Origin of the sequence: Pacificibacter marinus (genome assembly GCF_018860665.1) — a bacterium.
GTDB lineage: Bacteria > Pseudomonadota > Alphaproteobacteria > Rhodobacterales > Rhodobacteraceae > Celeribacter > Celeribacter marinus_A.
In genome coordinates, this window is sequence record NZ_JAHKPK010000018.1 from 238,660 (window position 1) to 265,633 (window position 26,974).

A 26,974-nucleotide genomic window follows, 5' to 3' on the forward strand; every position below is an offset into this window, starting at 1 on the left:
CTAAACGACATTTATGCGCCAAAAGGTCAAAATCATTTTTTTACAATCATAGAATAGCACCGAAACACAACCAATGCACAATAGTGTGGCACATGGCAAATAGATTTGGTATACAAAGGTATACACTATTCACTTTCCACTCAAAACGGTCTACGAATATTACAAATGACCCCAGACCTTTCAGGAGCCTGTCGATGAAAAAGATCAAGGTAGACAACCCAATCGTAGAGATGGACGGTGACGAGATGACACGGATCATCTGGCAGTTCATCAAGGACAAGCTGATCCTGCCCTATCTTGATCTAGATCTGCTGTATTATGACCTCGGTATGGAAGAACGCGATCGCACCGAAGATCAGGTCACCATTGATGCCGCGATGAAGACCAAAGAGGTCGGCGTCGCCGTTAAATGTGCGACGATCACGCCAGATGAGGATCGCGTCAAAGAATTCGGCCTGAAAAAGATGTGGAAGTCGCCCAACGGCACCATTCGCAACATCTTGGGCGGCGTCGTGTTTCGCCAACCTATCATTTGCCAAAACGTGCCGCGCCTTGTGCCGGGGTGGTCTGATCCCATCGTGATCGGTCGCCACGCCTTTGGGGATCAGTATAAGGCCACCGATTTTCAATTTCCAGGTGCTGGCAAGCTGACGATGAAATTTGAAGGCGAAGATGGCACGATAATTGAACGCGAGGTCTATGACGCGCCCTCCGCTGGTGTCTATCAGGCGATGTACAACCTCGACAGTTCGATCCGCGACTTTGCGCGCGCCTCACTGAACTACGGGTTGAACCTTGGCTGGCCTGTGTACCTGTCCACCAAAAACACCATCCTCAAAGCCTACGACGGGCGCTTTAAGGATCTGTTCCAAGAAATCTATGAAGCTGAATTTGAAGAGAAATTCAAAGAAGCAGGCATTTGGTACGAACACCGTTTGATCGACGATATGGTCGCCTGTTGTATGAAATGGAACGGAAAATTCGTTTGGGCCTGTAAGAATTATGACGGCGATGTCCAATCTGACACCGTGGCCCAAGGCTTTGGCTCGCTGGGGTTGATGACCTCGCAGTTGATGACTCCAGACGGCAAAATCGTCGAGGCCGAAGCCGCGCACGGCACCGTGACCCGTCATTACCGCCAACACCAAAAAGGCGAAGCGACGTCAACCAATTCCATCGCGTCTATTTATGCATGGACAGGTGGTTTGAAACACCGCGCCAAGCTGGACAACAACGCTGCCTTGCTCAACTTCGCTGAAACATTAGAGCGCGTGATCGTGGATACGGTTGAAAGCGGTTTCATGACCAAAGACCTCGCCTTGCTGGTTGGCCCAGATCAAAAATGGCTCACCACGATGGGATTCTTGGAAAAAATTGAAGAAAATCTCAACGCAGCTCTCGACGCTTAAACATCTGACTTGAAATATGAAATCGGGCTGTAGTTCACTCTGCGGCCCTTTTTTATGCGCAGATCCAGACTTGTTTATCTGCGCATCTACAAGGTAGACACACCGCAGGCGCGACCCATGTCGGGGCGCTTTGTTTATCTTAGAAAAGAGACAGTTATGACCACGACCTTTTTCGATTCCTTTATGTCCGGTGCCCAGCATCCTGTGTATGGGCTTGATCACATCCTTGCCATGCTGGTGGTTGGCGTTTGGGCGCTACAAATTGGCGGACGGGCCATTTGGGCGGTTCCGCTTGGGTTTGTTGGCACGATGGCTGTCGGATTTATCGCCGCCCGCGCTGGCCTATCCCTGCCCTTAGTAGAACCCATTATTGTCGCTTCAAGCATCGCGCTTGGCCTAGGCGCATTGTTTGCCCTGCGTCCATCTGTACCGATTGCAGTCGCGCTGACCAGCTTTTTTGGCCTGTTTCACGGCCATGCCCATGGGGTTGAACTTGGTGAGGCTGCGCCTCTTGCGTTTGGTCTTGGGTTCGTCTTGATCACAGCGGCGCTACACGCGTCCGGCATAGTGTTGGCGGGCTTTATGCGCCAAGCCCATAGGTTTGCCCCCCGTGCCCTTGGCGCAGTTTCAGCGCTGGTCGGACTATCCTTGGTGTTTGGATAAGAAACGGCGATAAAGCGCAGATATTATTCAAATTTTCGAAAAAATGTCTGCGCGACCTGCCTTGTTTTGGCCACAATATTTAGGTCCAATTTTATCTGTTAGCTTGGATTTAAGGTTGCAAACCCCATGTTCCGTTCATCACCACGGAAAACAGAAGGTTTCCCGCTATGCAGATTTCCAACGCCTATTCTCAGGCTGCACAAACCGCATCATATTTCGCTGCCAACCGCAGCGACGCCATCAATGGCGAAACAGAACGCGCATCCCCAAAGGGTGCGCAATCTGATGATGCACCGAAAAAACGCCCATCAGCAGATGCCGTTTTTGCCAAATACGATTTAAACGATATTTCACCACGCGACATTGACAAAATGTCCGAAGAATTGCGCGCATCAGATTTCGATGATGTGGGCTTTATCCTTGGACTTGAGACACGTGGCGAAAAATGGCGATCCCATATGATGGACTCGCTCAGCAGTGCGGGCTATGAATTTGAGCCCAATTTTGACCCGACCGCTTCGTCAGATGTGATTGCATCGATTAAAGAACAGATTGATCTATCCATGCGGTCCGGCAATGCGACAGAGTTTTTGAATGAACAGCTGTCGAAAATGGAAGATCGGAACGCAAAGGCGCATCCGCGGACGGCCCTTGAAGGGGCCTCATCCCAATTGGCGCAAACCTTGGTGCTGTTCCAAGCACAGCGTGTCTGGGTCGAATAGCCCACGCCAAAATTGTGTGCAGTTGATCTAGAACGGATCAGCTTACCTCACGAGGCACTAGACAGGTCAATATTGCTGCCATATAATAACCCTATGCCAGCGCCACACCCCCTGCCCCAAAATCCCCCCAAACACAGCTTGCTTGAAGACATTCAAGGCTTGGCCATTGGTTTGGTCACCACAGCGATCGGATTAAGCTTCATCGCGCAGCTTGGGTTCATAACGGGCCAAACGGCAGGACTGGCCTTGGTGATTTCATATCTGACACATATGTCATTTTCATGGGTCTTTTGGTTGATAAACATCCCGTTCTACATCTTGGCCTATTTTCGAATGGGCAAAGAGTTCACCATAAAGTCAGCCATATCCGTCACGATTTTGTCGATCCTGATGGCCTATATTCCACCACTGATGACATTTGAGACCCTGAATCCAATTTTCGGCACAATCGCTTTTGGCGTGCTGACGGGCTTTGGGTTGCTTGGCGTTTTCCGCCATAAATCTTCACTTGGCGGGCTTGGTGTTTTGGCGTTGATCGCGCAAGATCACTTTGGAATCCGCGCAGGCCTGGTTCAAATTGCTTTTGACGCGGGGCTTTTCGCGGTTGCGTTTTTTCTGTTTGATGGGCATGTGGTTATATATTCTTTGCTCGGTGCTTTGATTTTGAACGGCGTGATCGCCTTTAATCATCGCCGCGACATTTATATTGCCAACTAAGCCCTAGAAACGAGCCTGATACCTCATGTCCAAATCTGATTTGAACCCCACAAAGCATACGAAATTTGAGGACGCACAGGCTTTTATCTACGGAACAGCGATGTGCGCGCTTGCTTTGATGATGCTCAAAACGCTTGGGTTGATCACAGGACAGACCGCAGGCTTGGCACTGTTGATATCCTATTTGATTGAAGCGCCCTTTGGTCTGGTTTTTTTCATCGTCAACCTGCCGTTTTACTGGTTTGGCTACAAACGCATGGGATTGAAATTCGTAATCAAGACCTTGATTTGCGTCGCGTTGATCTCAGTATTCACCGAAACATTTCCGCGCTTCATATCATTCGAGACGCTCAACCCGATTTTTGGGGCCATCATGATCGGATTTATGACCGCCTCTGGCCTTATGGCGATCATCCGTCATGGCGGATCTTTGGGCGGGATCGGCATTATGGCGCTGTATATTCAAGACGCCTTTGGCTTTAAAGCTGGCTATGTGCAATTGGGATTTGACGCGGTTTTGTTTGCCGTGGCCGCTTTTATTTTACCGCTCGATTTGGTGGCATATTCATTGCTCGGGGCTGTCGTCGCCAACGTGGTGATCGCCATCAACCATCGCCGCGACCGCTACATCGCCACATGAGCCTGACCCGTTTGTGAGACCTTTGGAGGCCAATCTATTGCTCGGCCGCCAATTTTTTGATGGTTTCAATCCGGTCGGCGTTGGACGGATGGGTTGAACGCCATTCAGGGCCACCATCGCCATGATCATGAGACAAGGCCTCAAAAAAATCAGCCAAAGCCGCCGGATCGTATCCCGCTGCAAAGGCTGTTTTAACCCCAATGATATCAGCAGAGGCTTCGTGTTCACGCGAATAGGCAAGAGAAGCCAAGGCACTGCCCTCAAGCAGAACATCCTCAAGAATGGGCCCCACATCCCCTGCCACCAGCGCCACAAGTACATAAATCGACAAAGACCGATAGAGCTGATGCAGACTGTGCCGCTCGGACACATGGGCAAGTTCATGCCCCAAGATGCCAGCGAGAATGTCAGGGTCGCCGAACTCCTCAACCAAAGCATCCGTCACCACGACCGTCCCCCCGGGCAAGGCAAAGGCGTTTGGTCCGATTTGATCGGCCTTGCGAAACAGCAAAGTATAGTCGCCATAAGGCGCATCTGGCGCGTGGGCTTTGATGTTTTCAAACACATCGCGGACCATGATTTGATCAGTTTGGGACAATTCTGTCGGATCGGCGAACAACCGGTCCATTGCGGCCATATTGCCTGTGTCCATCGACGACACCAAAGCGGCGGGCGTCAACGCGATGGCAACAGCCACCAAAAGACCCAAGCCCCATTTCCAGACGGCAAAAACACCAAGACAGCAAAGCGCGAGCACAACAATCAGCCTTGGATGCCATATCTCGAGGTTTGACAGCCAACTGTCACGTGAAGGCCCAAGCAATAGATTGGCACCTTTCACGTCGTCAGTGTCAAAGGTCCAGTCCTCGCCAAAACGCATCAACATAGGTCCGCCAGAGACATGTTCGCGGCTTGTCGGTGGCCCCGCATATAAAACATCACCATTATCTGCCAAAAGCCGCAGCCCCGCGCCATCACGCAGCAAACGCGCATCGACGCGCGTCGAGCTTTGCGCAGCATAGGCGTGGCCTATGACCTCGCCATAAGATGACTGTCCGTAATAGTCAGAGGGCGAAGTCAACATCTATCCCTTCGAAATCGGTGAAAGCATCGCCAAGCGCGCTGACCTTTTCTTCTTCTGCGCCAACAAAGGCGTCCAATGTCCCGTTGACCGTAATATAAGTGTTACGCGCCAGATAGCGCGACATGCGCACATGGGTCCATGGCAACATCAGCCCAAGGGAAAGCATAACCGCCAGCGCATTGGTGATCGCGATACCAACCAAGGCCAAAGGTTTGACTGTCGAGGTAAATTCATGGCCACCTTGAACGCTTGCAGCCGCATAGACGGCGTTGCGAATATAGGCGCGGTAGATAAAACCGGCGGGTAACACTGCAATGACAATAATGAGAACAGGCACAACTGTCATCAGATCAGAGGTCACCCAAATGGAGTCTTCGCCGAACAGCTGCCCCGCAGCCAATGCGGGGCCAAAGAAGACCGCAGTGATGGCAATCACAACGCCAACAGCCCAAAAGGCCGCAAAAACCAGCGCTTTGTAAAACGGGCCAACGCCACTTTCAAAATCAAATTGTGCTGTGCCGTAGCGATGATTTTTCACGTAATACCGTTGCTGAGCACGAGCCACAAAGGGCCAAGCAAGATAAAGCGTAAAGAGGCACAAAACAGGGTAAAGCAAAAACACCTTAAGCGCATGCCAAAATGTACCATCAAAGCCAAAGCGCAGCCCCGAAAACGATGTCATCCGCGCATTGAATTTCAAAGATCTGTTGATCAGGTAAGGACCAACGCCAATAAACCCAAGCGCCAAGATGATCCCGACAACGGGAATAGCTGAAAGCACAGAATATAAGATAAGGGCTGCGACCACGATGACGCGCCCGATTAAAATCTGTTTGCCCGTGGCGTGATAATCAAACCGACGTCCGTCGATGGTGGTATTTTGCGCAAAGTATTTCTTGGTTCGCACCTTGGCCCAAGCCGAATAGATGCCAAAGGTCACGATCGACAACATCAAATTAACGATCCAAATACCGAAATAGGTCTGAGCATCGCCTTTAAATTGAACTTGAAATGTATCACGCGTATCCATCAATCACTGCTTTCCGATAAAATTTAGGGCAATCTCTAGCACCTCAACCGGAAAAGCAATCACACAATGGGCAGTTTCAGCCCATTCACGTCAATTCAGGCTGGTCTTTTGATGGCACTCAGGCTATGCGCAGCGCAACCACATGGATTAAGAGAAAGACCAAGCATGGATCTTCGCAACATTGCTATCATTGCCCACGTTGACCACGGCAAAACAACACTCGTAGACGAGCTGCTCAAGCAGTCCGGCACATACCGCGCCAACCAAGCGACCACAGAGCGCGCTATGGACAGCAACGACCTAGAGCGCGAGCGCGGGATCACCATCCTTGCCAAAGCGACCTCTGTCGAGTGGAAAGGCCACCGTATCAACATCGTTGACACGCCAGGTCACGCCGACTTTGGTGGCGAAGTGGAACGTATTTTGTCCATGGTGGACGGTGTTGTTCTGCTTGTGGATGCTGCCGAAGGCCCAATGCCACAAACAAAATTCGTAACATCAAAGGCGCTGGCTTTGGGTCTGCGCCCGATTGTTGTGGTGAATAAAGTCGACAAACCAGACGGCGAACCGGACCGCGCCTTGGATGAATGTTTTGATCTTTTCGCGACGCTCGAAGCTGACGATGATCAACTTGATTTCCCAACGCTTTACGCCTCAGGTCGTTCTGGCTGGTGTGACAATGAACTTGACGGTCCACGCAAAGACCTGTCCGCCTTGTTCGATATCATCCTCAACCACGTGCCTGCGCCTAAACAGCTAAAGAAGCGCGACGAACCCTTCCGTATGCTTGCCACGACGCTTGGCGCCGACCCATTCTTGGGCCGTATGCTGACAGGCCGTGTTGAGACAGGTACGCTTAAAACAGGTGCTACGATCCAAGCCCTGAGTGTGCACGGTCAAAAAATCGAGCAATTCCAAGTCAAGAAAATCCAAGCCTTCCGTGGCCTTGGCATGCAAGACATCGACGAAGCCATTGCTGGCGACATCGTTTCCGTTGCTGGTATGACCAAAGCAACCGTCGCCGATACACTCTGTGCGCTTGAAATCGACAAAGCGCTTGAAGCCCAGCCCATCGATCCGCCGACCATCACTGTGACTTTTGGCATCAACGACAGCCCTCTGGCTGGACGCGATGGTAAAAAAGTGCAGTCGCGCATTATTCGTGACCGTTTGATGAAAGAAGCCGAAGTGAACGTGGCGATCAAAGTCACTGACACACCTGGCGGTGAAGCTTTTGAAGTTGCCGGCCGTGGCGAGCTTCAAATGGGTGTTCTGATCGAGAACATGCGTCGCGAAGGCTTTGAGCTGTCCATCTCACGTCCTCAGGTTTTGATCCGTGAAATCGACGGTGTCAAAATGGAACCAATCGAGGAAGTCACCATCGACGTGGATGACGAATACTCTGGTGCGGTGATCGAGAAACTTACGGGCGCGCGCAAAGGCGAGCTTGCTGAGATGAAACAACAAAGCGGCAAGACACGCATCATCGCCAATGTGCCCTCGCGTGGCCTCATCGGTTACCACGGCGAATTCTTGACGGATACCCGCGGCACAGGCGTTATGAACCGCGTCTTCCACGAGTGGGCCCCGCACAAAGGCCATATCCCTGGCCGCCGCGCTGGCGTTTTGATCTCTATGGATGCAGGTAAAGCTGTCTCTTACGCGCTTTGGAAACTAGAAGATCGCGGGCACTTCTTTATCAAAGCCCAAGACGATGTGTACCAAGGCATGATCATCGGCCAGCACACGCGTGAAAACGATCTTGAAGTGAACCCACTCAAAGGCAAACAGTTGACCAACGTTCGTGCGTCAGGCACCGACGAAGCTGTGCGCTTGACCACACCTGTAACATTGACGCTAGAACAAGCGATTGCCTACATCGATGACGACGAATTGGTTGAAGTCACGCCAAACGCGATCCGTCTGCGCAAACGCTTCCTCGATCCTGTGGATCGTAAGCGTATGGGTAAATCTGGCAAATAAGCCACTGATATAGGCATAAATGCTATAGAATTAAAAACGCCCGCTGATCACAGCGGGCGTTTTGCGTATTTAGCCATAAGATTTGGGTTTAGACCACGAGGTCGAACACCATTATCCCCTCACCGCCCCCATCACAAATCGCCACCAGAGCTCCGCCCGCAGCCTTATGCGCAGGATGCACAGCATAGGCCTCAAGCGCTGCTTGATCTTCAAATGTCATGACAAAACCATGAGTGAATTTTTGGGATTTATGTTCCAAATCAATATTTGGTCCGACTTGAAATGACAAAAGACCATCACAAACAGGCACGAGTGCACTTAACTGAGCAAAGACCGCATCGCGTTCCTCTTCGGAAGTTTTCGCTTGTATCGCGCAATAGACGGAATGAATGATCATGTTTTTTTGCCGTGTTGACGGGGAACATGTTGATCCAACATGATTACATTTCCATCTGGATCGGAAAAAATGCAATGCGCTACGCCGTCGCCAGCCACACAAGACGTCGCCATGTCTACGCCCGCTGCGACCAGTTTGGCCTCTATGTCACGCACATCATCAAAATCGTCAAGCGGCTGTGCGGATTGATCCCATCCAGGGTTAAACGTCAGCATATTGCCCTCAAACATCCCATGATACAGACCAATAAGATGCGTGCCGTTCTTCATCACAACATAGCCATGATCAGGATCACCGCCAAACTGCGTGAACCCCAAGGTTTCGTAAAATGCCTTGGACACCCCAAGATCTTTCACGCTCAAGCTGACAGAAAAAGTGCCTAAATCCATGTGTTGCTCCTGTTTTGGATCGCATGATCGGTATCAGGGTTCCAAGAATTAGATCACACGCAAAGTAAAAAAGCGGGCAGATGATCCCTGCCCGCTTTAAAAATCTACTCAGAGGTTTCAATCACCATCAATTCGCGCTCCGACGCGCCGCGCGCGAAATTGAGCGCTTCTTGATATTCCGGCGAATGATAGCAAGCCACAGCCGTGTCTATGTCTGGAAACCGAGCCACGACATTGCGGGGGCGCTCTCGGCCCTCAAGCTGCACAAAGCGCGCGGCACGGGCAATGAATTCACCACCATGTTTGGCAATCGCAGGGCCAGCAAGTGCTGCATATTTACCGTAAGCCTCTTCATCCGAAACCGTTACATTTGCAATCCAAAGTGCGCCCATCGTTTAGCCCTCCAAGACTTTTGTAGCGGCTGCAATGGCTGCCTGCGCGCCGGAAATATCCTTACCACCGCCTTGCGCCATGCTTGGACGGCCACCGCCGCCCTGACCACCAAGTTCGACCACAGCCGCTTTTAGCAAATCAACAGCAGACAAAGCCCCTGTCAGATCATCCGTCACGCCAGTGGCCACAGCAACCTTGCCGTCATCGTCTGAGATCAACAGCACAGCGCCAGACCCAAGGTTGTCTTTATGCGCGTCGATCAGACCGCGCAGGTCTTTTCCACTCACACCAGACAACACCTGCGCGATGAATTTAACGCCATTGATTTCAACGACATCAGCCGCACCATCACCAGACATGGCCAGTTCTTTTTTCAGATTTGCGACCTCTTGCTCAAGACGCTTACGCTCTTCAGACAAGGCTTTCACACGATCGACAACGCCCGCGATGGGGGTTTTCAACACTGCCGCAATCTGCACACTGCGATCGGCTTCAAGCGCCAGGTGATCCAAAGCCGCTTGACCTGTCAGCGCCTCAATCCGGCGCACACCCGCAGACGAGGCTTGATCACCAAGAACGACACAAGCACCGATATCACCTGTGCGCGTCACATGTGTGCCGCCACAAAGCTCAAGCGAATAGGTTTTGCCGTCATGACCCTTGCCGGTGTCGGCCATGCCCATAGACACAACACGCACTTCGTCACCGTATTTTTCACCAAACTGCGCTTGCGCCCCTATAGCACGGGCATCATCTGGCGTCATGATACGGGTCTCAACTGCGGTGTTCTGGCGGATGAAAGCGTTGACGTCTTCTTCGACCTTGGCCAATTCTTCTGCCGTCAGACCTTTGTTATGCGAGAAATCGAACCGCAAACGATCTGGCGCGTTCAAAGACCCGCGCTGAGCCACGTGATCGCCCAAGGTGACCCGTAAGGCTTCGTGTAACAAATGCGTGGCAGAGTGGTTGGCGCGGATTGCCGCACGACGCGCGTGATCGACGGTCAAAACCGCACTCGCACCCGTTTCAATCGTGCCCTTTGTGACTTTGGCCATGTGAATAAACACACCCGCGACCTTTTTGGTATCTGTGATCTCGGCAGTGCCTGTGGCTGTGCGGATCACGCCGCTGTCGCCCACTTGACCACCGCTTTCGCCATAAAACGGTGTTTGGTTCACAACGATAGAGACTTCGTCGCCTGCCTTTGCTGATGGCGTCACAGCAGAGTCCGCGATAAGCGCCAAAACTTGCCCCTCGGCCGTTTCGGTATCGTAGCCTAAGAATTCAGTCACACCGTGTTCTTCGGCAATCTCAAACCAAATGGTGGCGTCAGCAGTCGCGCCAGAACCGGACCACGCCGCACGGGCTTTGGCTTTTTGTTCGGCCATCGCCGCGTCAAACCCATCCGTGTCGACCTCTAGCCCCTTTTCGCGCAACGCATCTTGGGTCAGATCAAGTGGAAAACCGTATGTATCGTATAATTTAAATGCTGACTCACCGGGCAATTTCGCGCCATCAGGCAAGCCACCAAGTTCATCGTCCAATAGGCGTAACCCGCGTTCAAGCGTTGTTTTAAAACGGGTTTCTTCCAGCTTCAGCGTTTCTTCGATCATGGATTGGCCGTGGCGCAACTCTGGGTAGGCCTCACCCATTTGTTTGATCAAAGCGGGCACCAATTGATGCATTACGGGATCTTTGGCCCCCAGCAAATGCGCGTGACGCATCGCACGACGCATGATGCGCCGCAGCACATAACCGCGCCCCTCATTGGACGGCATCACACCATCGGCAATCAAAAACGATGTCGAGCGCAGGTGATCGGCAATCACGCGGTGGTGCACGTTTTGATCTCCATAAGGATCAGAACTCGTCGCATGTGCAGAGGCTTCAATCAAAGCCTTCATCATGTCAGTGTCGTAATTGTCGTGGCTGCCCTGCAAAAGCGCGGAAATGCGCTCTAATCCCATGCCAGTGTCGATAGACTGCATCTCTAAATCGATCATTGACCCGTCAGCAAATTTTTCGTTTTGCATGAAAACAAGGTTCCAAATCTCGATAAAGCGATCGCCATCTTCTTCTGGCGAACCGGGAGGTCCACCCCAAATGTGTTCGCCGTGATCATAGAAAATCTCGGTACAAGGCCCACAAGGCCCTGTGTCGCCCATCTGCCAAAAGTTGTCAGAGGTCGCGATGCGGATGATACGATCTTCGGGCACGCCGAGCTTTTTCCAAATGCCGTAAGCCTCGTCATCGGTGTGATACACAGTGACCGACAGCTTTTCTTTCGGGATTTGGTAGACCTCGGTGATCAACGTCCACGCATGAGCGATAGCCTGTTCTTTGAAATAGTCACCAAAGGAGAAGTTACCGAGCATCTCGAAAAACGTGTGGTGACGCGCGGTGTAGCCCACGTTATCCAGATCATTGTGTTTGCCACCTGCGCGCACACATTTTTGCGCCGTGGTGGCACGCACATAATCGCGTTTTTCCACGCCAGTGAAACAGTTTTTAAACTGCACCATACCGGAGTTGGTGAACATCAAGGTCGGATCATTGCGTGGCACCAGCGGAGAGCTGTCCACGATGGTGTGATCATTCTTCGCGAAGTAGTTGAGGAAGGTGGAGCGAATATCGTTGACGGTTGGCATATTGGGCTCTTCTCGCAGGCTGGATTGCGGTTGTTCCCAAAGGGTTTACCCAAGCCTGTGAGGGCTGTCCATGCCAAGCTGGCGTGAACAGGGCAAAACCCAACAAACTAGGGCCGTAGCACTGCCGCCACGGCCCTTTAATACTCTATATACAGAGATATCTTAAACGCCGCGCGACCTATTCGTCGTCAAGCACGTCGGATTTATCACTCGCATTACCGGCCGCGACATCCATATCAAAGTCTAATCCGTGTGCTGCGCGAATTTTATCTTCGATTTCAAGCGCCATTTGTGGATTATCACGCAGATATTTCTTAGCGTTTTCACGCCCTTGCCCGATACGTTCATCACCGTAGGAATACCAAGAGCCTGATTTATCAACCACGCCAGCTTTGGCACCGAGATCCAACAATTCGCCCCGTTTAGAAATGCCCTCGCCATACATGATGTCAAACTCTACAACTTTGAACGGTGGCGCCACTTTATTTTTCACAACTTTGACGCGCGTCTCGTTGCCGACAATTTCGTCACGGTCTTTGATGGACCCGATGCGGCGGATATCAAGACGAACAGACGAGTAGAATTTCAAGGCGTTGCCGCCTGATGTGGTTTCAGGAGAGCCGAACATCACACCGATTTTCATCCGAATTTGGTTAATGAAAATTACAGTACAGCCAGAGCGGTTGATAGAACCGGTCAGTTTGCGCATGGCCTGAGACATCAAACGCGCTTGGACACCAACAGAACTGTCGCCCATGTCGCCTTCAAGTTCGGACTTTGGTGTCAGGGCCGCAACGGAGTCGACGACGACCATGGATACAGCGCCAGAACGCACCAAAGTATCAACAATTTCAAGACCTTGCTCGCCTGTATCCGGCTGAGAGATCAACAACTCATCAAGATCAACCCCCAGCTTGCGCGCATAGATAGGATCAAGCGCATGCTCGGCATCAACAAAGGCACAGACACCGCCTTTTTTCTGCTCTTCTGCGATGCAGTGCAGTGTCAGCGTTGTTTTACCTGAACTTTCAGGACCATAAATTTCAACGATACGCCCTTTCGGAATACCGCCAATGCCTAAGGCAATATCAAGTCCGATAGAGCCTGTGGAGGTCGCTTCAATCTCTTGGGCGGGATTGTCCGCCCCCATTTTCATGATCGAGCCCTTGCCAAACTGACGCTCAATTTGAGCCAAAGCACTGTCGAGCGCTTTTTGTTTGTCGCCGCTTTGTTTATCGCCGTTTTTTTTCATGGTCTTGTCTGCCGCCGTAGCCATTGTTCAATTCCTTATCACACACCCCTGAACCGGCGGCAACGACTGCCTGCACAACGCACAAAGGATTTGCTCATGTTCGTCTCTTGTTCTCATTAACCTTTATGAGACCAAAAGGAGAACACATCAATCAATTTTTTTTCATAAAACTGACGATCAAAGGATATGGTTAATATTTAATTGAGATGTGACACATACATTTGATCTTGAGGCTTTACATAAGGGTTAGCAGTTTAATCTATTGTTTAAAATAAACTATTCTGCATTGGAAAACTGCAAAACATTTACTTATCTCACTGCAATTGCGTCTGTACCGTGGCCGTTAATTCCGACAAAGAAAACGGTTTGGGTAAAAATACGGAATTGGGAATGCGGGCCTGTTGCTCGGAAAAATGATCTTCGGCATAACCGGACACAAACATCACTTTCACATTTGGACGTCTTTTGAGCGCCTCTGACACCCATGTTGGGCCGTCCATCCCAGGCATGATCACATCACTGACAAACAAATCCACCTCAAGCTCTGGATTTTCTAAGGTCTCAAGCGCATCTTCACCACAATCCGCCTCGATCACAGTGTACCCACGCATCCGTAGCGCACGAGATGCAAAAGCCCGCACGGGTGCCTCATCTTCAACCAGCAAGATAACACCTGATCCGCGCGAGGCTTGGTTTTCGATCACCTCAACTGCAGGTTTCTTGGTCTCGACGATGGCTTCAGCAAGTGCTGTATGCGCAGGCAGGTAGATAGAGAACGATGTTCCAGTGCCACTAACCGAATCGACAAAGATAAACCCGCCAGTTTGCTTGATGATCCCGTAAGCCGTTGACAGCCCCAAACCGGTTCCCTCGCCCGTGCGTTTGGTGGTGAAAAAAGGTTCGAATATTTTCTGCAAACGCTCCGGTGGAATCCCGACGCCTTGGTCGGTGACCTTGACCAAAACATATTCCCCTTCGGGCACTGAAGCCCGATCACGCACCATAACTGACGTCAATATTTCATTGCGTGTCTCAATTTTGATTTCTCCCCCTGCAGCCATAGCGTCGCGCGCGTTGACCACAAGATTCATGATCACCTGTTCAAGCTGGCGCTTATCCACACGGATCGGCAAAAGCCCCACGTCATGCGCCAAGGTGAGCGTGACTTTTTCCCCGACAAGCCGGTTCAAAAGATGGGTCAAATCAGCCAAAGTATCGCGCAGATCTATCACTTCAGGTTTAAGCGTCTGTTTGCGTGAAAAAGCTAATAATTGCCCCACCAATGACGCTGCGCGGTTGGCATTTTGATGGATTTGTACAAGATCACCGTAATCAGTATCTGCCCGGTCGTGTCGCAATAGCAGCAAGTCACAATGGCCTGAAATGGCGGTCAAAAGGTTGTTAAAATCATGGGCAACCCCACCGGCAAGCTGGCCGATGGCTTGCATTTTCTGGCTTTGCACGAATTGCGCCTCAAGGGACTTCAACTCGGTCGCATCTGACAAAACGGCAATAAGTTCGACTGAATCTTTGCCTTCGATTCTGTTCAAGGACACCTGCAAAAACGTATCGTTTTGGGACTTTGAAGCACGCACAAACTCAGGTTTGCGCGCCCGCCCCAAAGCCACTTCAGACACCCAGTCCACAACTGAACGCCCCAGCCCTTCGACAACATCGCCAAGGTTCAGCTCATCAGTATCGGTGACTGATAAAATTTCGCGCGCGGGTCGATTGGATTGCGTGATTGATCCATCCAGACCAACCCTTAACAGGGCAACGGGCAAAGCATCAAAGGCATCCCAATCGTTCACATTGGGCGCTTTTTCGGGTAAGAAATAGACGTCACGTTGCCCGTTTTCTGTATCAAAAATGGCAGTGCGCGCGTAGATACGCCCCTCGGTGCCAGCCAACATATGGATATCGCCGACGCGCAAGGGCAGATCATTAACGATGCGATCAAGCTGCCTATCGCGGTGGCCGATGAGGCGTCGAAGCGCGTCATTGACCCACAAAACGGATCCCGATTTCGAGAGTGTTAACATTGGCAAAGAAATGGCGTCGACGTGTGCCCCGTGGCCTCGATCCGCGATGTCTTCGAGACGCCATAAAAATCCATCTTCGCCCAGCAAATGCACAGACAATCGCATGTGACCTTGGCGCATCACAACGTCTTCGCGGGCAGCCCCTTTGGCCAAGGCCCGCGATTGTAGTCGTGCAAGTGTGGCACTTGGGGCTGCGAAAAGATTTTCAAGCGCGGCCAACAAGGTTTGCCCCCCGCGCCCGCCGAACCGTTCAACAGCGGCTGCGTTTTCATACCCGATGACGCCATCTATATCAGTGGTGAATGAGGGCGCTGCATCATGGGACACAAATTCAGAGATCAATCCATGAACGCGTTTACGTGATGCGGAATGTCTGCGCGCAGCGACGCTGATGATCGCAGAGGACCACAGCAGAACCGCACCGACAGAAAACCCTATGAGGCCCATCTGTGTCTGCGGGGCCAAAAGGGCCGCGGCACAACAGGCCGCGCCGCCGACAGCAATTTTGAGTGCATTTGGAGAAAGTCGCAGCGCCAGTTTTGTAAACTTACCAGCCGTCAATGCACCGCTTGTCATCAAGCCTCCCTCGGCGCGCTGCGCGCGTCATACGTGTTTATCCTAATATGCCGCTAAAATAGTTAACGGCATTTTAAGAGTAGCGACCAACACGATAGACGTAAGGAATTAATCGGTAAAGTTGTATTGCGAAAAAAATAAATCGCAAAAGGAGAGTAATCAGGCTGTTTTGGTCAAAACCGCCACATAGAACCCGTCCCCACCCTCAAGCGGCGTGATAAGACGATCCGATTGCAATTCAAATTCAGGGTGACGCTCAACAAACCTGGCAATCTGCGCTTTGTTTTCCGCATCAAACAGTGAACAGGTCGCATAGGCCAAAATGCCACCAAAAGCGACACGTGGCGCCACATCGTCAAGGATTTGCGCCTGCAAGCTGGTCAGGGTCTCCAGACGTGTGTCTTGTAGCGTCCATTTGGCTTGCGGTGCGCGTGCCCATGATCCCGACCCAGAACAGGGCGCATCACATAGAACAAGATCATATGTATCAGCGAGATCGGCGAAACGCGCAGTGGTGATCTCTGCGCCCGCACGAGACGCGCGAGGATTGATGTCTTGCATTCGAGCCGGATCAATATCATGGGCAGTGACATCCATATCTGCGAGCGCAGCCATGGCAAGCGCCTTACCGCCGCCGCCCGCACAGTAATCTAATACGGTCATACCGTCTTTAAGTGGCAGAGCGTCGATAATCGCCTGAGACCCTGCGTCTTGCAATTCGACCAGACCTGTCAAATAGGCCTGAGAGCGTGCAACACCGCGTGCGCCGACAGTGACCTTAAGCGCTGTCGGCGACAAAGGATGAGATTCCGTTTCAATATTATCCGCCAATAACGCCTGTTGCGCTTCTGCTAGGGTCGTTTTGCCTGTGTTCACGCGTAAAAACACCGAAGCGCGGCTGCGCGAAGTGCTGAGAACCGCATCAGCGTCATCCTTCAAGACCTCATCATACAGTGGTAAAATCCAGTCGGGACAATCCAAACGCACGGCGCGTGGCGCATCAGAAAGATCAGGCAAGTCCATCTCAGACTCAGTGAGCGGCGCAGGTGCAAAGCGGGCCTCTAGGAACATCGTGTCAAGATCAATACCCGCATCGCGCAACATGCCGATCATCAACTGACGCCCCGTTGGACACGGACCGTCTACACAATCCCCTGTGCGACCACCAGCGCCGCCAAGCCAAGCGTAGGATCGCAAACAACGCAGCGCATCGAACACGTGATCACGAATGGCGGCCCGATCCTTGGAACCAGCATAGCGATGCCCACGCGCCCAAGAGGTCAAAACCCGCTCGGCGCTTTCGCCGTCCATCACAGCATCAAGAATTTCAATCGCGGCCGAAATACGGGCAACAGGTGTCATGGGCGGTATCCGTCTATGGAAAGGGTCTGGAAAGAGAAACGGGGGCCGAAGCCCCCGCAGTACAACGTTTAACCGATACGGTAATTCGGACTTTCGCGGGTGATTTGCACATCATGTACATGGCTTTCTTTCAGCCCTGCCCCTGTGATTTTCACAAAGGAACAATCCTTGCGCATCTCGGCCACTGTCGCGCAGCCTGTATAACCCATAGCCGCGCGCAAACCGCCAACAAGTTGGTGAATCACAGCGCCAGCGCCACCTTTGTAAGCGACTTGGCCCTCGATGCCTTCGGGCACCAATTTGTCAGAGGCTGCATCTTTTTGGAAATACCGATCCGCGGAACCGCGCGCCATAGCGCCAAGCGAGCCCATGCCACGGTAGGCTTTGAAAGAACGGCCTTGATACAAAATCACTTCGCCGGGGGACTCGTCTGTGCCAGCGATCATAGACCCGACCATGGCGACAGATGCACCCGCCGCGATGGCTTTGGCAAAATCGCCCGAGAACTTGATGCCACCGTCTGCGATGATCGGAATATCCCCCGCGGCCTTGGCACAGTCCATGATGGCTGTCAGTTGCGGCACGCCGACGCCTGCGACCATACGTGTGGTACAGATCGATCCAGGTCCGATGCCCACCTTCACGGCGTCCGCCCCAGCCTCGATCAGGGCTTTGGTTGCGGCACCTGTGGCCACGTTGCCAGCTACGATTTGCACACTATCGCCAAAGGCTTTCTTGGCCCGCGCGACGGCATCGATCACACCAGCCGAATGGCCGTGCGCTGTGTCGATCACGATCATATCAACGCCAGCGTCAACCAAGGCTTCTGAGCGCTCGAAACCGCTGTCGCCAACAGATGTCGCCGCCGCCACGCGCAAACGACCCAGATCGTCTTTACAGGCTGAGGGGTTCAAGACTGTGGTTTCAGTGTCTTTCAACGTCAACAGACCTGTGAGCTTACCGTCAGAATCTGTGACCAAGAGCTTTTCGATCCGGCGCGCTTTCATCAGCGATATCGCCTCTGTTCGATCCGCAGGTTCATGTAGGATCGCGAGGTCTTTGGTGGTCATCACTTGCGACACAGGCATGTCAGGCGATGTGGCAAAGCGCATATCACGGTTGGTTACGATGCCCACAACACGGCCAGATCCATCTACGACAGGAAAGCCGGTAAAGCTGTAACGATCACACAAAGCCTGCGCATCTGCGATGGTTTGATCTGCGGTCAAAGTGATCGGGTTATATACGATCCCACTCTCGAACCGTTTGACGCGGCGCACTTCAGTGGCTTGATCCAGCACATTGAGGTTCTTGTGAATAACCCCCATGCCACCCATCTGCGCGATGGCGATGGCCATCCGCGCTTCGGTGACTGTGTCCATTGCGGACGACAAAAGCGGTATGTTCAGTTTGATCGATTTGGTCACATAAGTCGATGTGTCTGCGGTTGTCGGCATAACGCTGGACGCTGCCGGAACAAGCAAAACATCATCGAAAGTGAGGGCCTCACGAATCTCCATCGGGTCTCTCCACGGGTGATACGGTTTGGCACGTTTATCTGTCATGGAATGAAGCGAATGCAAAGTGGAAATTGCGGTTTTAAGCAAGGAAACCGCAAGATTTAGTTTCGATTGCTTGGGAAATTTGGCACGACGATACCGATCTCAGTGACAATATAGAGCCAGTATGAGGTGATTTTAAAGGTTCGCGTCGATGTTCATTGGCGCAGTTTGAGCGAAAGTAAGGTTGCTTCTTAAACCGTTGATGCATTTGTCAGTTTCGACAGTGTGCCCTTCATCCACATCTGAATGATCCTATACGCGATGTAGGCAACCGCCAAAGTGGCCAGTACCAGTTCAATTCCGCCAATATAGCGAAACGGCATAGGCAAGATCAGGGAAACCATAAACATCATGTTGGCAAATGCCGCCATAGGGAACGTAAACGCGCCCCACATCGGGGAAAAGCCGCCTTTGGTAAGATAACGCGCCCCGATGAGGCAGACCAAAAGCCCGGTCAAGCCGATCCAGCCAAAGGCAAACCCAACAGCGTAATAGCCCAAAAGCACAGAGACGATACCAAACAAAGACACTGGTGCCATATGGATCGCCAGCAAGGGCCGCAAGGGCGCAGGCACGCCCGCGCGCAGGAATTGCAGCGCAGAAATCAGCCAAATAGCAATCGCAATCGGCAAGGTGGTGGCATAAATCATCGCGGACAAACCAACCCAGCCCAATGGCACAGCAGCCACGGGTGCGATGATAAAGCCAACAAAGCTGAGGTGCCACACAGGTGTAACGCGGCGCTGTTCGGCTGGCCCTAAAATCAACGCCCGAATAATGATGATCGCGCCAATGGCATGGGCAAACAGCCCTGAAAACAGCACAATATTGGCCCCTAAAGTCCAATAGGGCACCAGAGTTGCCGCCAACAAAAACATCGATGCGGTCATCGCCGACAGCCCCGCCCGCCCCGGCAAAATTTTCGCATCGTCCAGCAAAGCACTTGGACGACGTATCACTTTGGCCTTAAGGGCGATACCTGCAAAAAGATAAAGCAGGCAGACCGCGCCAAGCCAAAGCTCTCCGATCCAAGACGGCGCGCCAAGGTGCAAAGATGCCGAGCGCCACGCCAAGCCAATACCAAACAATCCCAAAATCGGCGGGAAAATCGCCAAAGGCGTCGCGCGCCACAGACCTTTGGGGGCCGCGTTGAATGGTTTGGGGCTCAGGCGTTGGGATGGAGGTGTCTGGGTCATGTGCCTATCCTACATATTATAAATCACGAATATCATTTGCGCTGTCGCGGCGCTAGGGGGCTTGTCGGTGATGGGCTGTGCCGCGGTGTCACAGCGCAAATGCCCACGCCAACACCACGTACAAAACAATAGGGCCGCCCGAAGGCAGCCCTATGTTCAACATCTCAACAAAACCAATAGGTTATTTGCGCATCGTTACGCCATCTGCAAACAAATGCACTTTGGCTGGATCAGCGGTGAGGCTGATCTGAGTGCCGCGCAACCCTTTGTGAATACCAAGCAACTTAGCGATCACAGGCGCTTCATCGCGTTCGCCTTTGAAGTAAACCAAAGTGACCTCGCCCAAAGCTTCGGTGAAATTCACCGTTCCGTTGACGATACCCGTCCCCTCGACCGTAGTGAAATCTTCGGGACGCACGCCGACGTTGACCTTGCGGCCCTTATCGCTGTCTTGGGTCGCAATGGCAGAAACAGCAACGCCGCCACCCGCCAGTTTCACAGTTGTTTGCGCGCCTGTTTCAACGATCTCACCGGGAATCAGATTCATCGCAGGCGAGCCGATAAATTGCGCCACGAATTCATTATCAGGGCGCTCGTAGAGATCCAGCGGAGAGCCCACTTGCGCGATACCTTTGTTGGCCAAAACCACGATACGGTCTGCCAAAGTCATGGCCTCGACTTGATCGTGGGTCACGTAAACCATGGTGGAGTTTGGCATGGATTCTTTGAGCTGGGCAATCTCGATCCGGGTGGCCACGCGCAACGCTGCGTCCAGATTGGACAGCGGTTCGTCGAACAAATAGACTTTTGGATCGCGCACAATCGCGCGCCCAATGGCCACCCGTTGACGTTGACCGCCAGACAGCGCTTTCGGCAAACGATCCAGATACGCATCAAGCTGCAAAATCTTAGCCGCATTGCCAACAGCCTCATCGATCTCAGCCTTGGATTTTTTGGCCAATTTCAACGCGAATGCCATGTTATCGCGCACCGTCATATGTGGGTAAAGCGCGTAGGATTGAAACACCATCGCGATACCACGCTGCGCGGGCGGCACGTCATTTACGACCACGCCATCGATCTCGAAGGTGCCACTTGATATTTTCTCAAGCCCCGCGATCATCCGCAGCAATGTGGATTTACCACAACCGGAAGGCCCGACGAAAACCACCAGTTCGCCAGTTTTGATATCGAGGTTGATATCTTTGAGGACCTCGATCTTGCCGCCATAGGTTTTTGCGACGTTTGTGAGTGTAAGCTCTGCCATTTTGATCCCCTGCCCTTAAGTCAATTTGCGTTGCAAAATGCAGGGCTGCCATGGCCCCAAATTTAATGTTCCGCCCTGTGGTACCGCGTGGCTCACGGCGCTGTCTATCACCTGCCAATTACCGCGAGGCACCTCAAGCTTAGCGTTTTCATCCGTTAGATTGAAAGCGCAGTATAATTCCTCATCACTGCCAGCGCGCGTAAAGACCAAACAACCTTGATCAACGCTCATCGGGCTACATGTACCGGTTTTGAGCGCCTCATGGGCTTGGCGCAACGCGATGGCGTGACGATAATGATGAATGATTGACCCAGAATCTGCCTCGGACTGTGCTACGCTCTGGCCCAGATGATCCGTGCTGACCGGCAACCATGTTTTGTCTGCCTCCGAGAACCCGCCATTTTGGTTAGAATTCTCCCAAACCATCGGCGTGCGACAGCCATCGCGACCTTTGAATTCAGGCCAAAACGCGATGCCGTAAGGGTCTTGCAGGTCTTCAAAGGCGACATCCGCTTCTTGCAAACCAAGTTCTTCGCCTTGATAAATACAAGCCGATCCCTTGAGGCACATCATCAACGTCGTGAACATGCGCTGTGCGTCATCGGTCAAATTCCAGCGCGTTGGATGGCGCATGACATCGTGGTTGGAAAACGCCCAACAGGCCCAGCCGTCTGTTGCGACCTCATCGACATGATCCATCACGTCTTTGATATATTGCGCCGTCGGCTTGTCACCGGACAACAATTCAAAAGCATAACACATATGCATCAAATCATCACCAGCGGTATATTGGCCCAAGATTTCAAGACCCAGTTGCTCATCCCCAACTTCACCTACGGCTGCGGCATTATAAGGCTGCATCACGGCGCGCAGTTTGCGCAAAAAGTTCAGGTTTTCAGGGCGTGATTTGTCATAAATATGTTGCTGCCAGTTGTACGGGTTGACCGCAGGTGCCGTTTTGGCCGAACGCGCCTCGACTGGCAGTGCGGGATTGTCGCGCAGCTCTGCATCATGAGTGTAAAAATTGATCGTATCCAGACGGAACCCATCCACACCACGCTCAAGCCAAAAACGCCCGACATCAAGCAAAGCCTCTTGCACCTGCGGTTCGTGAAAATTCAAATCAGGCTGCGAGGTCAAGAAGTTGTGCAAGAAATATTGCATCCGTCCTGCATCCCACTGCCAGGCTGAACCGCCGAAAATTGACAGCCAATTGTTGGGCGGCGTGCCATCGGGTTTGGCATCGGCCCAGACATACCAATTGGCCTTGTCGTTGTCATGCGACTTGCGGCTCTCAACGAACCAAGGGTGCTGATCCGAGGTGTGAGATAACACCAGATCAATCATGACTTTGACGCCGTGAGCATGGGCCGTCTCGATAACAGCATCGAAATCACTCAACTGGCCAAACATCGGGTCCACGTCGCAATAATCAGAGACGTCGTAGCCGAAATCTTTCATCGGTGAGGTGAAAAACGGTGAAATCCAAATCGCGTCCACGCCCAGTGAAGCAATATAGGGCAAGCGTTTGACGATACCAGCAAGGTCGCCAATGCCGTCGCCTGTGCTGTCCTGATAAGAACGCGGATAGATTTGATAAATAACAGCCCCCCGCCACCAATCGGGGTCACGGGAAAAGGGCTGCGCAGTGTGAAGTGTTTGAACGGTCATGTTTAAGAGACTTTTCTTATTTTACGGAGCCGGCCAACAAGCCGCGCACCAAATATTTTTGCATAGCGAAGAAGACGCACAATGGCACAGAGATCGACACGAAAGCCGCCGTGGCCAAGATTTCCCAGTTGCCACCTCTGGATCCCAAAAGCTCAACGATTTGACGGGTCATAACAGTGGTGTCGCCGGAACTGTCGATTAAGAACACAAGTGCCACAAGCAGATCATTCCATGTCCATAAGAACTGGAAAATCGCAAAAGACGCGAGCGCTGGAAAAGACAGAGGCAGAATGATTTTGACGAAAATCTGAAACTCGGTCGCGCCATCAACGCGAGCATTTTCGATGATGTCTTTGGGTAAACCGACCATGTAGTTGCGCAACAGATAAATCGCCAATGGCAAACCGAAACCTGTGTGCGCCAGCCAAACCCCCAAGTATCCTTTACCGATGCCAACTTGCAGATGCAGTTTGAGCAGCGGAATAAGCGCCAGTTGCAAAGGCACAACCAGTAGCCCCACCACAAAGGCAATCAAAAGAGCGCGGCCCGGAAAGTCCATCCACGCCAATGCGTAAGCCGCGAATGCCGCGATCAAAATCGGAATAATAGTCGATGGGATAGACACGGTGAGCGTGTTGAAAAACGCCTTTGACATCGAGGATGTGCCCGACTCTTTGCTCAACACATGTTTGTAATTGGTGAGCGAAAAACTGGGCGGAGTTGTGGCTGTCAAAAACACGCGTTGACCCCGTGATCCCGTAAATTCTGTATCATTTACAAATCGATAGTCCCCGTTGACCTCGACTGTCAAACGCCCCTTTTCGCCCAAATCCGCAGTTTCGCCCGCAGCATAAGCCGAAATGTCCTTAGAAGACGTGCCCCAAACAGAAACATCACCTTCCACCGCGCCGTCTTGCGCAAACAGATTGCCCTCGATGACATAAAGTTCGTCAAGCAGCTTTTGCTGATCAGGCTTTTCTGCGCGAATAACAACATTTTGTTCTTGTGAAAACAGTGACTTCCACCATCCGGTAGAAGCGATTTGATCCGCGGAACGAAAACTTGAGACGAACAATCCTAATGTCGGCAACAACCACAGCAGCACCAATACAACCACCGAAAAATGGACTGCCCAAGTGAGGGAAGATTTTTGACCTGCAATATTATCCATGTGTGGTCTCCCTTACTTCATTTCTTTGCGCGCGTTGCGCACGTTCCAGATCAAAATCGGCGAAACAAGCAACATGATAATCATCGCAGCCGCCGACCCGACACCCCAATCCGAGGCCCGGAACAATTTGTCGTACATGTAGTTGGCCAAGACCTGCGTTTCCCATTGACCATTGGTCATCGCGAACACGATATCGAAGACCTTTAACACCGTGATCGTGATCGTGGTCCAAACCACAACAATCGTGCCGACAATCTGCGGCATCTTGATTTTAAAGAAGATTTGGAACGGATTGGCCCCATCAACGATGGCTGCTTCTATGGTCTCTTCTGGCACACCGCGCAAAGCGGCTGACAAAATAACCATGGCAAAACCGGTCTGAATCCAGATCAACACTGCCATCAAAAAGAAGTTATTCCAAAACGGTATCGTCAACCAAGTGTGCGATGTGTCCCCGCCCATGAAAATATAAACCGCGTTCAATATCCCGATCTGGTCCGCGCCCTCGGGCCGCGCATCATAGACCAATTTCCAAATCACAGAGGCCCCCACGAATGAAATGGCCATCGGCATGAAAATAATGGATTTCGCGACAGCCCCCCATTTGATCCGGTCTGTCAGTTGCGCCACCAAAAGCCCAAAGGTCGTCGACAGAGCAGGCACAACCAACAACCACAAAAAGTTGTTGCGCAAGGCCTCCCAGAACTTTTGCTCCGAGAACATCTGACGGTAGTTATCGAGCCCAACAAATGCGCCATCAAGCCTGCGATCCGTCAAAGACAGGCGCAGTGTTTCGAACACAGGGTAAGCAAGATACAGTGACAGTGCGGCAAGCGCAGGGAACAAAAACAACCACGGTCGGACCATATTTGCGCGATTGATATTACGGCCAGCATGACGACCGCGCGCAGGAAACAACACCTTATCTAAGAAGACATTCGAGAAGTAAAAGTAACCAATACAGGCACTTACCCCAATTATGATAGTCAAAAGACCTTGAATGGCCGGATGCATCCTATCCCCTCTCCATCGCGTATACGCGTTTTTTTAAGCAAACCGTTTCTAAAACCCGGTTTTCAATTTTTGTCCCAGAGATACAGCGGCGATCTCAATCGAGCGCGATACAGATGCATCAAAGCATCTTATCCTTGTTGCACGGCGATAGCTTAACATAGAAACGTTTTAAGCCATCAGCGAACATCAATAACTCGCGGCTATCGTTCGTCATCGCACTTAATCTCATTACATAAAGGCGAAAAAGGGCAACCCAGCACAAACCGGATTGCCCATTAAGTCTTAGAGCCGACTTACTTAAGTGCGTCCCATGAGGACTGGATCTCAGTCGCAACTTCCATCGCGTCTTTTCCACCAGCGTAATCAACCATGCCGGTCCAGAAAGACCCTGCACCAACGCCACCTGGCATCAGATCAGATCCATCGAACCGGAATGTAGTAGCATTCAAAAGAATGTCATTCATCGAACGCGCAGAGTCTGTCGCAAATTTCGAGACATCAACGCCCTTGTGTGGAGTTAAGAAACTGCCAACCGCCATCCACACTTCATGTGCAGCTGGATCACGCAAGAATTCAACCAACGCTTGCGCCCCTTCAGATGGGTTGGTGATGGCAAACAATGTGCCTCCGCCCAAGACGGGGTTACCCAATTCTTTTTCCGCGTAGGATGGGAAGTAGAAGAAATCAGCATCTTCGCCAACAACCGTACCCTCAGGGAAGAATGCCGGAACGAAGGACGCCTGACGGTGCATGTAACACTGTGGAGGCGACGCAAACATGCCTTTGGGGCTGTCACGGAAGTCAGTAGATGCCACGGCGCCAGCACCACCAGCAACATAGTCGTCGTTTCGCGCAAACGCACCAAATTCTTCAATGGCGGCCACAATACGCGGGTCGTTAAATTTAATTTCATTCTTCACCCAAGCGTCGTAAACGTCAGGTGTTTGAGTGCGCAACAGCAAGTCTTCGACCCAATCGGTCGCCGGCCAACCCGTAGCAGCCCCTGATCCCAGACCGATACACCAAGGCGTGCCGCCGTCTGCAACGATTTGATCGGAAAGTGTTTTAAGCTCTTCCATGGATGTTGGCACTTCGTAACCAGCATCTTCGAAGTTTTCAGGTGAATACCATACCAAGGATTTCAAATCGACGCGGAAGAACATGCCGTAAAGCTCTTCATCGCCAGATTCATTAGCATAGGTTCCCAGATCGACCCAGGACTGCCCCGCCGCGTAATTGTCGCGCACCCACTCGGCTGTGCCCTCTTTCAACGGCGTCAAAAAACCGCGTGACGCAAGATCAGCGGCCAAACCGGGTTGCGGGAAAATCGCGATATTTGGAGCCGAGCCAGCTTCAGAATCGATAAGAATTTGCTGCTCAAAGCTGTCAGAACCTACATATTTCACAGTCGCGCCAGTGCGCTCCTCAAAGATATCAAAGACGGCTTCGATAACTTCAGCCTCTTGGCTCAACCATGACCCCGATACGGTAATTGTTTCGCCAGACAAATCTTGCGCGGATACGGAACCGGCAACAAGGGCTGCCATAGCCGCGCCAGTCATAAGTGTCTTTTTCATATAAAACCTCCCAGTTTCAGTGCCCCTTTGGGGGATAAATCTACCGACTCGCTTGCGATGCCGACAGGCTTTCAAAGCGCTTTGGTGGATTGAACATCCTCGAAAGACCAAAGCAAGTCAATCACCAACCTAACGAAAACCACAAGAAATCCAAGAAACAACCACCTATGGTTGTAAAGCAGACAAGAAAAACATATTTTCAATGTTTG

22 protein-coding genes are annotated in these 26,974 nt (G+C 51.9%); 6 read left to right on the top strand and 16 right to left on the bottom strand.

All coding sequences use genetic code 11. The features are described 5' to 3' along the window. Window positions 1–194 precede the first annotated feature (194 nt). The 5 genes from KO497_RS05690 to KO497_RS05710 all read left to right on the top strand — a co-directional run bounded on the left by KO497_RS05690 (window position 195) and on the right by KO497_RS05710 (window position 4,151). On the top strand, window positions 195–1,409 hold the full coding sequence (locus KO497_RS05690; RefSeq protein WP_215942996.1) for an NADP-dependent isocitrate dehydrogenase: 1,215 nt from the start codon (window positions 195–197) through the stop codon (window positions 1,407–1,409). A gap of 156 nt (window positions 1,410–1,565) precedes the next feature. Beyond that, the gene (locus KO497_RS05695; RefSeq protein ID WP_252729527.1) at window positions 1,566–2,072 is read left to right on the top strand and encodes a HupE/UreJ family protein; all 507 of its coding nucleotides are present in this window, start codon (window positions 1,566–1,568) and stop codon (window positions 2,070–2,072) included. A 167-nt stretch (window positions 2,073–2,239) separates the two neighbouring features. Next, a complete protein-coding gene (locus KO497_RS05700) occupies window positions 2,240–2,794 on the top strand; it encodes a hypothetical protein (protein WP_215942998.1) in 555 nt (184 codons plus the stop codon). Between the two features lie 93 nt (window positions 2,795–2,887). Next, window positions 2,888–3,511 carry a YitT family protein gene (locus tag KO497_RS05705; RefSeq protein ID WP_215942999.1) on the top strand — a complete coding sequence of 208 codons (624 nt, stop codon included), beginning with the start codon at window positions 2,888–2,890 and terminating at the stop codon, window positions 3,509–3,511. Between the two features lie 25 nt (window positions 3,512–3,536). Further along, on the top strand, window positions 3,537–4,151 hold the full coding sequence (locus KO497_RS05710; RefSeq protein WP_215943000.1) for a YitT family protein: 615 nt from the start codon (window positions 3,537–3,539) through the stop codon (window positions 4,149–4,151). Between the two features lie 34 nt (window positions 4,152–4,185). Here KO497_RS05710 and KO497_RS05715 read toward each other — a convergent pair whose 3' ends face one another. Further along, window positions 4,186–5,235, bottom strand: coding sequence for a M48 family metallopeptidase (locus KO497_RS05715; protein ID WP_215943001.1), 1,050 nt, complete (start codon window positions 5,233–5,235; stop codon window positions 4,186–4,188). Continuing rightward, complete coding sequence (locus KO497_RS05720) at window positions 5,216–6,265, bottom strand: YjgN family protein (protein WP_215943002.1); 1,050 nt, start codon at window positions 6,263–6,265, stop codon at window positions 5,216–5,218. Before KO497_RS05720 ends, KO497_RS05715 begins: the two co-directional genes overlap by 20 nt. A gap of 165 nt (window positions 6,266–6,430) precedes the next feature. Between KO497_RS05720 and typA the strand changes: the two genes are divergently transcribed. Continuing rightward, window positions 6,431–8,248 (top strand): translational GTPase TypA, encoded by a 1,818-nt coding sequence (gene typA, locus KO497_RS05725; protein ID WP_215943003.1) that lies wholly within the window; start codon window positions 6,431–6,433, stop codon window positions 8,246–8,248. Window positions 8,249–8,336: 88 nt separating this feature from the next. Here the strand turns inward: typA and KO497_RS05730 are convergent, their stop codons facing one another. The 14 genes from KO497_RS05730 to KO497_RS05795 all read right to left on the bottom strand — a co-directional run bounded on the left by KO497_RS05730 (window position 8,337) and on the right by KO497_RS05795 (window position 26,765). Next, window positions 8,337–8,645, bottom strand: coding sequence for a Dabb family protein (locus tag KO497_RS05730; protein WP_215943004.1), 309 nt, complete (start codon window positions 8,643–8,645; stop codon window positions 8,337–8,339). Further along, window positions 8,642–9,034: a VOC family protein gene (locus KO497_RS05735; RefSeq protein WP_215943005.1), complete on the bottom strand. Its 393-nt coding sequence runs from the start codon at window positions 9,032–9,034 to the stop codon at window positions 8,642–8,644. Before KO497_RS05735 ends, KO497_RS05730 begins: the two co-directional genes overlap by 4 nt. A gap of 104 nt (window positions 9,035–9,138) precedes the next feature. Continuing rightward, window positions 9,139–9,426 carry a DUF1330 domain-containing protein gene (locus tag KO497_RS05740; protein ID WP_215943006.1) on the bottom strand — a complete coding sequence of 96 codons (288 nt, stop codon included), beginning with the start codon at window positions 9,424–9,426 and terminating at the stop codon, window positions 9,139–9,141. 3 nt (window positions 9,427–9,429) lie between these two features. Further along, window positions 9,430–12,075: an alanine--tRNA ligase gene (alaS, locus tag KO497_RS05745; protein ID WP_215943007.1), complete on the bottom strand. Its 2,646-nt coding sequence runs from the start codon at window positions 12,073–12,075 to the stop codon at window positions 9,430–9,432. A 178-nt stretch (window positions 12,076–12,253) separates the two neighbouring features. Beyond that, entirely contained in the window at window positions 12,254–13,351 is a 1,098-nt protein-coding gene (recA, locus tag KO497_RS05750) for a recombinase RecA (protein WP_215943008.1), read from the bottom strand. A gap of 290 nt (window positions 13,352–13,641) precedes the next feature. After that, window positions 13,642–15,945 (bottom strand): hybrid sensor histidine kinase/response regulator, encoded by a 2,304-nt coding sequence (locus KO497_RS05755; protein WP_215943009.1) that lies wholly within the window; start codon window positions 15,943–15,945, stop codon window positions 13,642–13,644. Between the two features lie 159 nt (window positions 15,946–16,104). Then, on the bottom strand, window positions 16,105–17,307 hold the full coding sequence (locus tag KO497_RS05760; protein ID WP_215943010.1) for an RsmB/NOP family class I SAM-dependent RNA methyltransferase: 1,203 nt from the start codon (window positions 17,305–17,307) through the stop codon (window positions 16,105–16,107). A 68-nt stretch (window positions 17,308–17,375) separates the two neighbouring features. Beyond that, window positions 17,376–18,827 carry an IMP dehydrogenase gene (gene guaB, locus KO497_RS05765; protein ID WP_215943011.1) on the bottom strand — a complete coding sequence of 484 codons (1,452 nt, stop codon included), beginning with the start codon at window positions 18,825–18,827 and terminating at the stop codon, window positions 17,376–17,378. 233 nt (window positions 18,828–19,060) lie between these two features. Then, on the bottom strand, window positions 19,061–20,065 hold the full coding sequence (locus KO497_RS05770) for a tellurium resistance protein (protein WP_215943012.1): 1,005 nt from the start codon (window positions 20,063–20,065) through the stop codon (window positions 19,061–19,063). Between the two features lie 181 nt (window positions 20,066–20,246). Further along, window positions 20,247–21,332, bottom strand: a complete 1,086-nt coding sequence (locus KO497_RS05775) for an ABC transporter ATP-binding protein (RefSeq protein ID WP_215943013.1) — start codon at window positions 21,330–21,332, stop codon at window positions 20,247–20,249. A 15-nt stretch (window positions 21,333–21,347) separates the two neighbouring features. Then, complete coding sequence (locus tag KO497_RS05780) at window positions 21,348–23,003, bottom strand: alpha-amylase family glycosyl hydrolase (protein ID WP_215943014.1); 1,656 nt, start codon at window positions 23,001–23,003, stop codon at window positions 21,348–21,350. Between the two features lie 16 nt (window positions 23,004–23,019). After that, on the bottom strand, window positions 23,020–24,174 hold the full coding sequence (locus KO497_RS05785) for a carbohydrate ABC transporter permease (protein WP_215943015.1): 1,155 nt from the start codon (window positions 24,172–24,174) through the stop codon (window positions 23,020–23,022). Between the two features lie 12 nt (window positions 24,175–24,186). Then, a complete protein-coding gene (locus KO497_RS05790; protein WP_215943016.1) occupies window positions 24,187–25,188 on the bottom strand; it encodes a carbohydrate ABC transporter permease in 1,002 nt (333 codons plus the stop codon). A gap of 293 nt (window positions 25,189–25,481) precedes the next feature. Then, complete coding sequence (locus KO497_RS05795) at window positions 25,482–26,765, bottom strand: ABC transporter substrate-binding protein (RefSeq protein ID WP_215943017.1); 1,284 nt, start codon at window positions 26,763–26,765, stop codon at window positions 25,482–25,484. Window positions 26,766–26,974: the final 209 nt, after the last annotated feature.

Coding starts and splice junctions, on each gene's coding strand:
- KO497_RS05690 (WP_215942996.1), top strand. CDS start 195: ATGAAAAAGATCAAGGTAGACAACCCAATCGTAGAGATGGACGGTGAC.
- KO497_RS05695 (WP_252729527.1), top strand. CDS start 1,566: ATGACCACGACCTTTTTCGATTCCTTTATGTCCGGTGCCCAGCATCCT.
- KO497_RS05700 (WP_215942998.1), top strand. CDS start 2,240: ATGCAGATTTCCAACGCCTATTCTCAGGCTGCACAAACCGCATCATAT.
- KO497_RS05705 (WP_215942999.1), top strand. CDS start 2,888: ATGCCAGCGCCACACCCCCTGCCCCAAAATCCCCCCAAACACAGCTTG.
- KO497_RS05710 (WP_215943000.1), top strand. CDS start 3,537: ATGTCCAAATCTGATTTGAACCCCACAAAGCATACGAAATTTGAGGAC.
- KO497_RS05715 (WP_215943001.1), bottom strand. CDS start 5,235: ATGTTGACTTCGCCCTCTGACTATTACGGACAGTCATCTTATGGCGAG.
- KO497_RS05720 (WP_215943002.1), bottom strand. CDS start 6,265: ATGGATACGCGTGATACATTTCAAGTTCAATTTAAAGGCGATGCTCAG.
- typA (WP_215943003.1), top strand. CDS start 6,431: ATGGATCTTCGCAACATTGCTATCATTGCCCACGTTGACCACGGCAAA.
- KO497_RS05730 (WP_215943004.1), bottom strand. CDS start 8,645: ATGATCATTCATTCCGTCTATTGCGCGATACAAGCGAAAACTTCCGAA.
- KO497_RS05735 (WP_215943005.1), bottom strand. CDS start 9,034: ATGGATTTAGGCACTTTTTCTGTCAGCTTGAGCGTGAAAGATCTTGGG.
- KO497_RS05740 (WP_215943006.1), bottom strand. CDS start 9,426: ATGGGCGCACTTTGGATTGCAAATGTAACGGTTTCGGATGAAGAGGCT.
- alaS (WP_215943007.1), bottom strand. CDS start 12,075: ATGCCAACCGTCAACGATATTCGCTCCACCTTCCTCAACTACTTCGCG.
- recA (WP_215943008.1), bottom strand. CDS start 13,351: ATGGCTACGGCGGCAGACAAGACCATGAAAAAAAACGGCGATAAACAA.
- KO497_RS05755 (WP_215943009.1), bottom strand. CDS start 15,945: ATGACAAGCGGTGCATTGACGGCTGGTAAGTTTACAAAACTGGCGCTG.
- KO497_RS05760 (WP_215943010.1), bottom strand. CDS start 17,307: ATGACACCTGTTGCCCGTATTTCGGCCGCGATTGAAATTCTTGATGCT.
- guaB (WP_215943011.1), bottom strand. CDS start 18,827: ATGGAGATTCGTGAGGCCCTCACTTTCGATGATGTTTTGCTTGTTCCG.
- KO497_RS05770 (WP_215943012.1), bottom strand. CDS start 20,065: ATGACCCAGACACCTCCATCCCAACGCCTGAGCCCCAAACCATTCAAC.
- KO497_RS05775 (WP_215943013.1), bottom strand. CDS start 21,332: ATGGCAGAGCTTACACTCACAAACGTCGCAAAAACCTATGGCGGCAAG.
- KO497_RS05780 (WP_215943014.1), bottom strand. CDS start 23,003: ATGACCGTTCAAACACTTCACACTGCGCAGCCCTTTTCCCGTGACCCC.
- KO497_RS05785 (WP_215943015.1), bottom strand. CDS start 24,174: ATGGATAATATTGCAGGTCAAAAATCTTCCCTCACTTGGGCAGTCCAT.
- KO497_RS05790 (WP_215943016.1), bottom strand. CDS start 25,188: ATGCATCCGGCCATTCAAGGTCTTTTGACTATCATAATTGGGGTAAGT.
- KO497_RS05795 (WP_215943017.1), bottom strand. CDS start 26,765: ATGAAAAAGACACTTATGACTGGCGCGGCTATGGCAGCCCTTGTTGCC.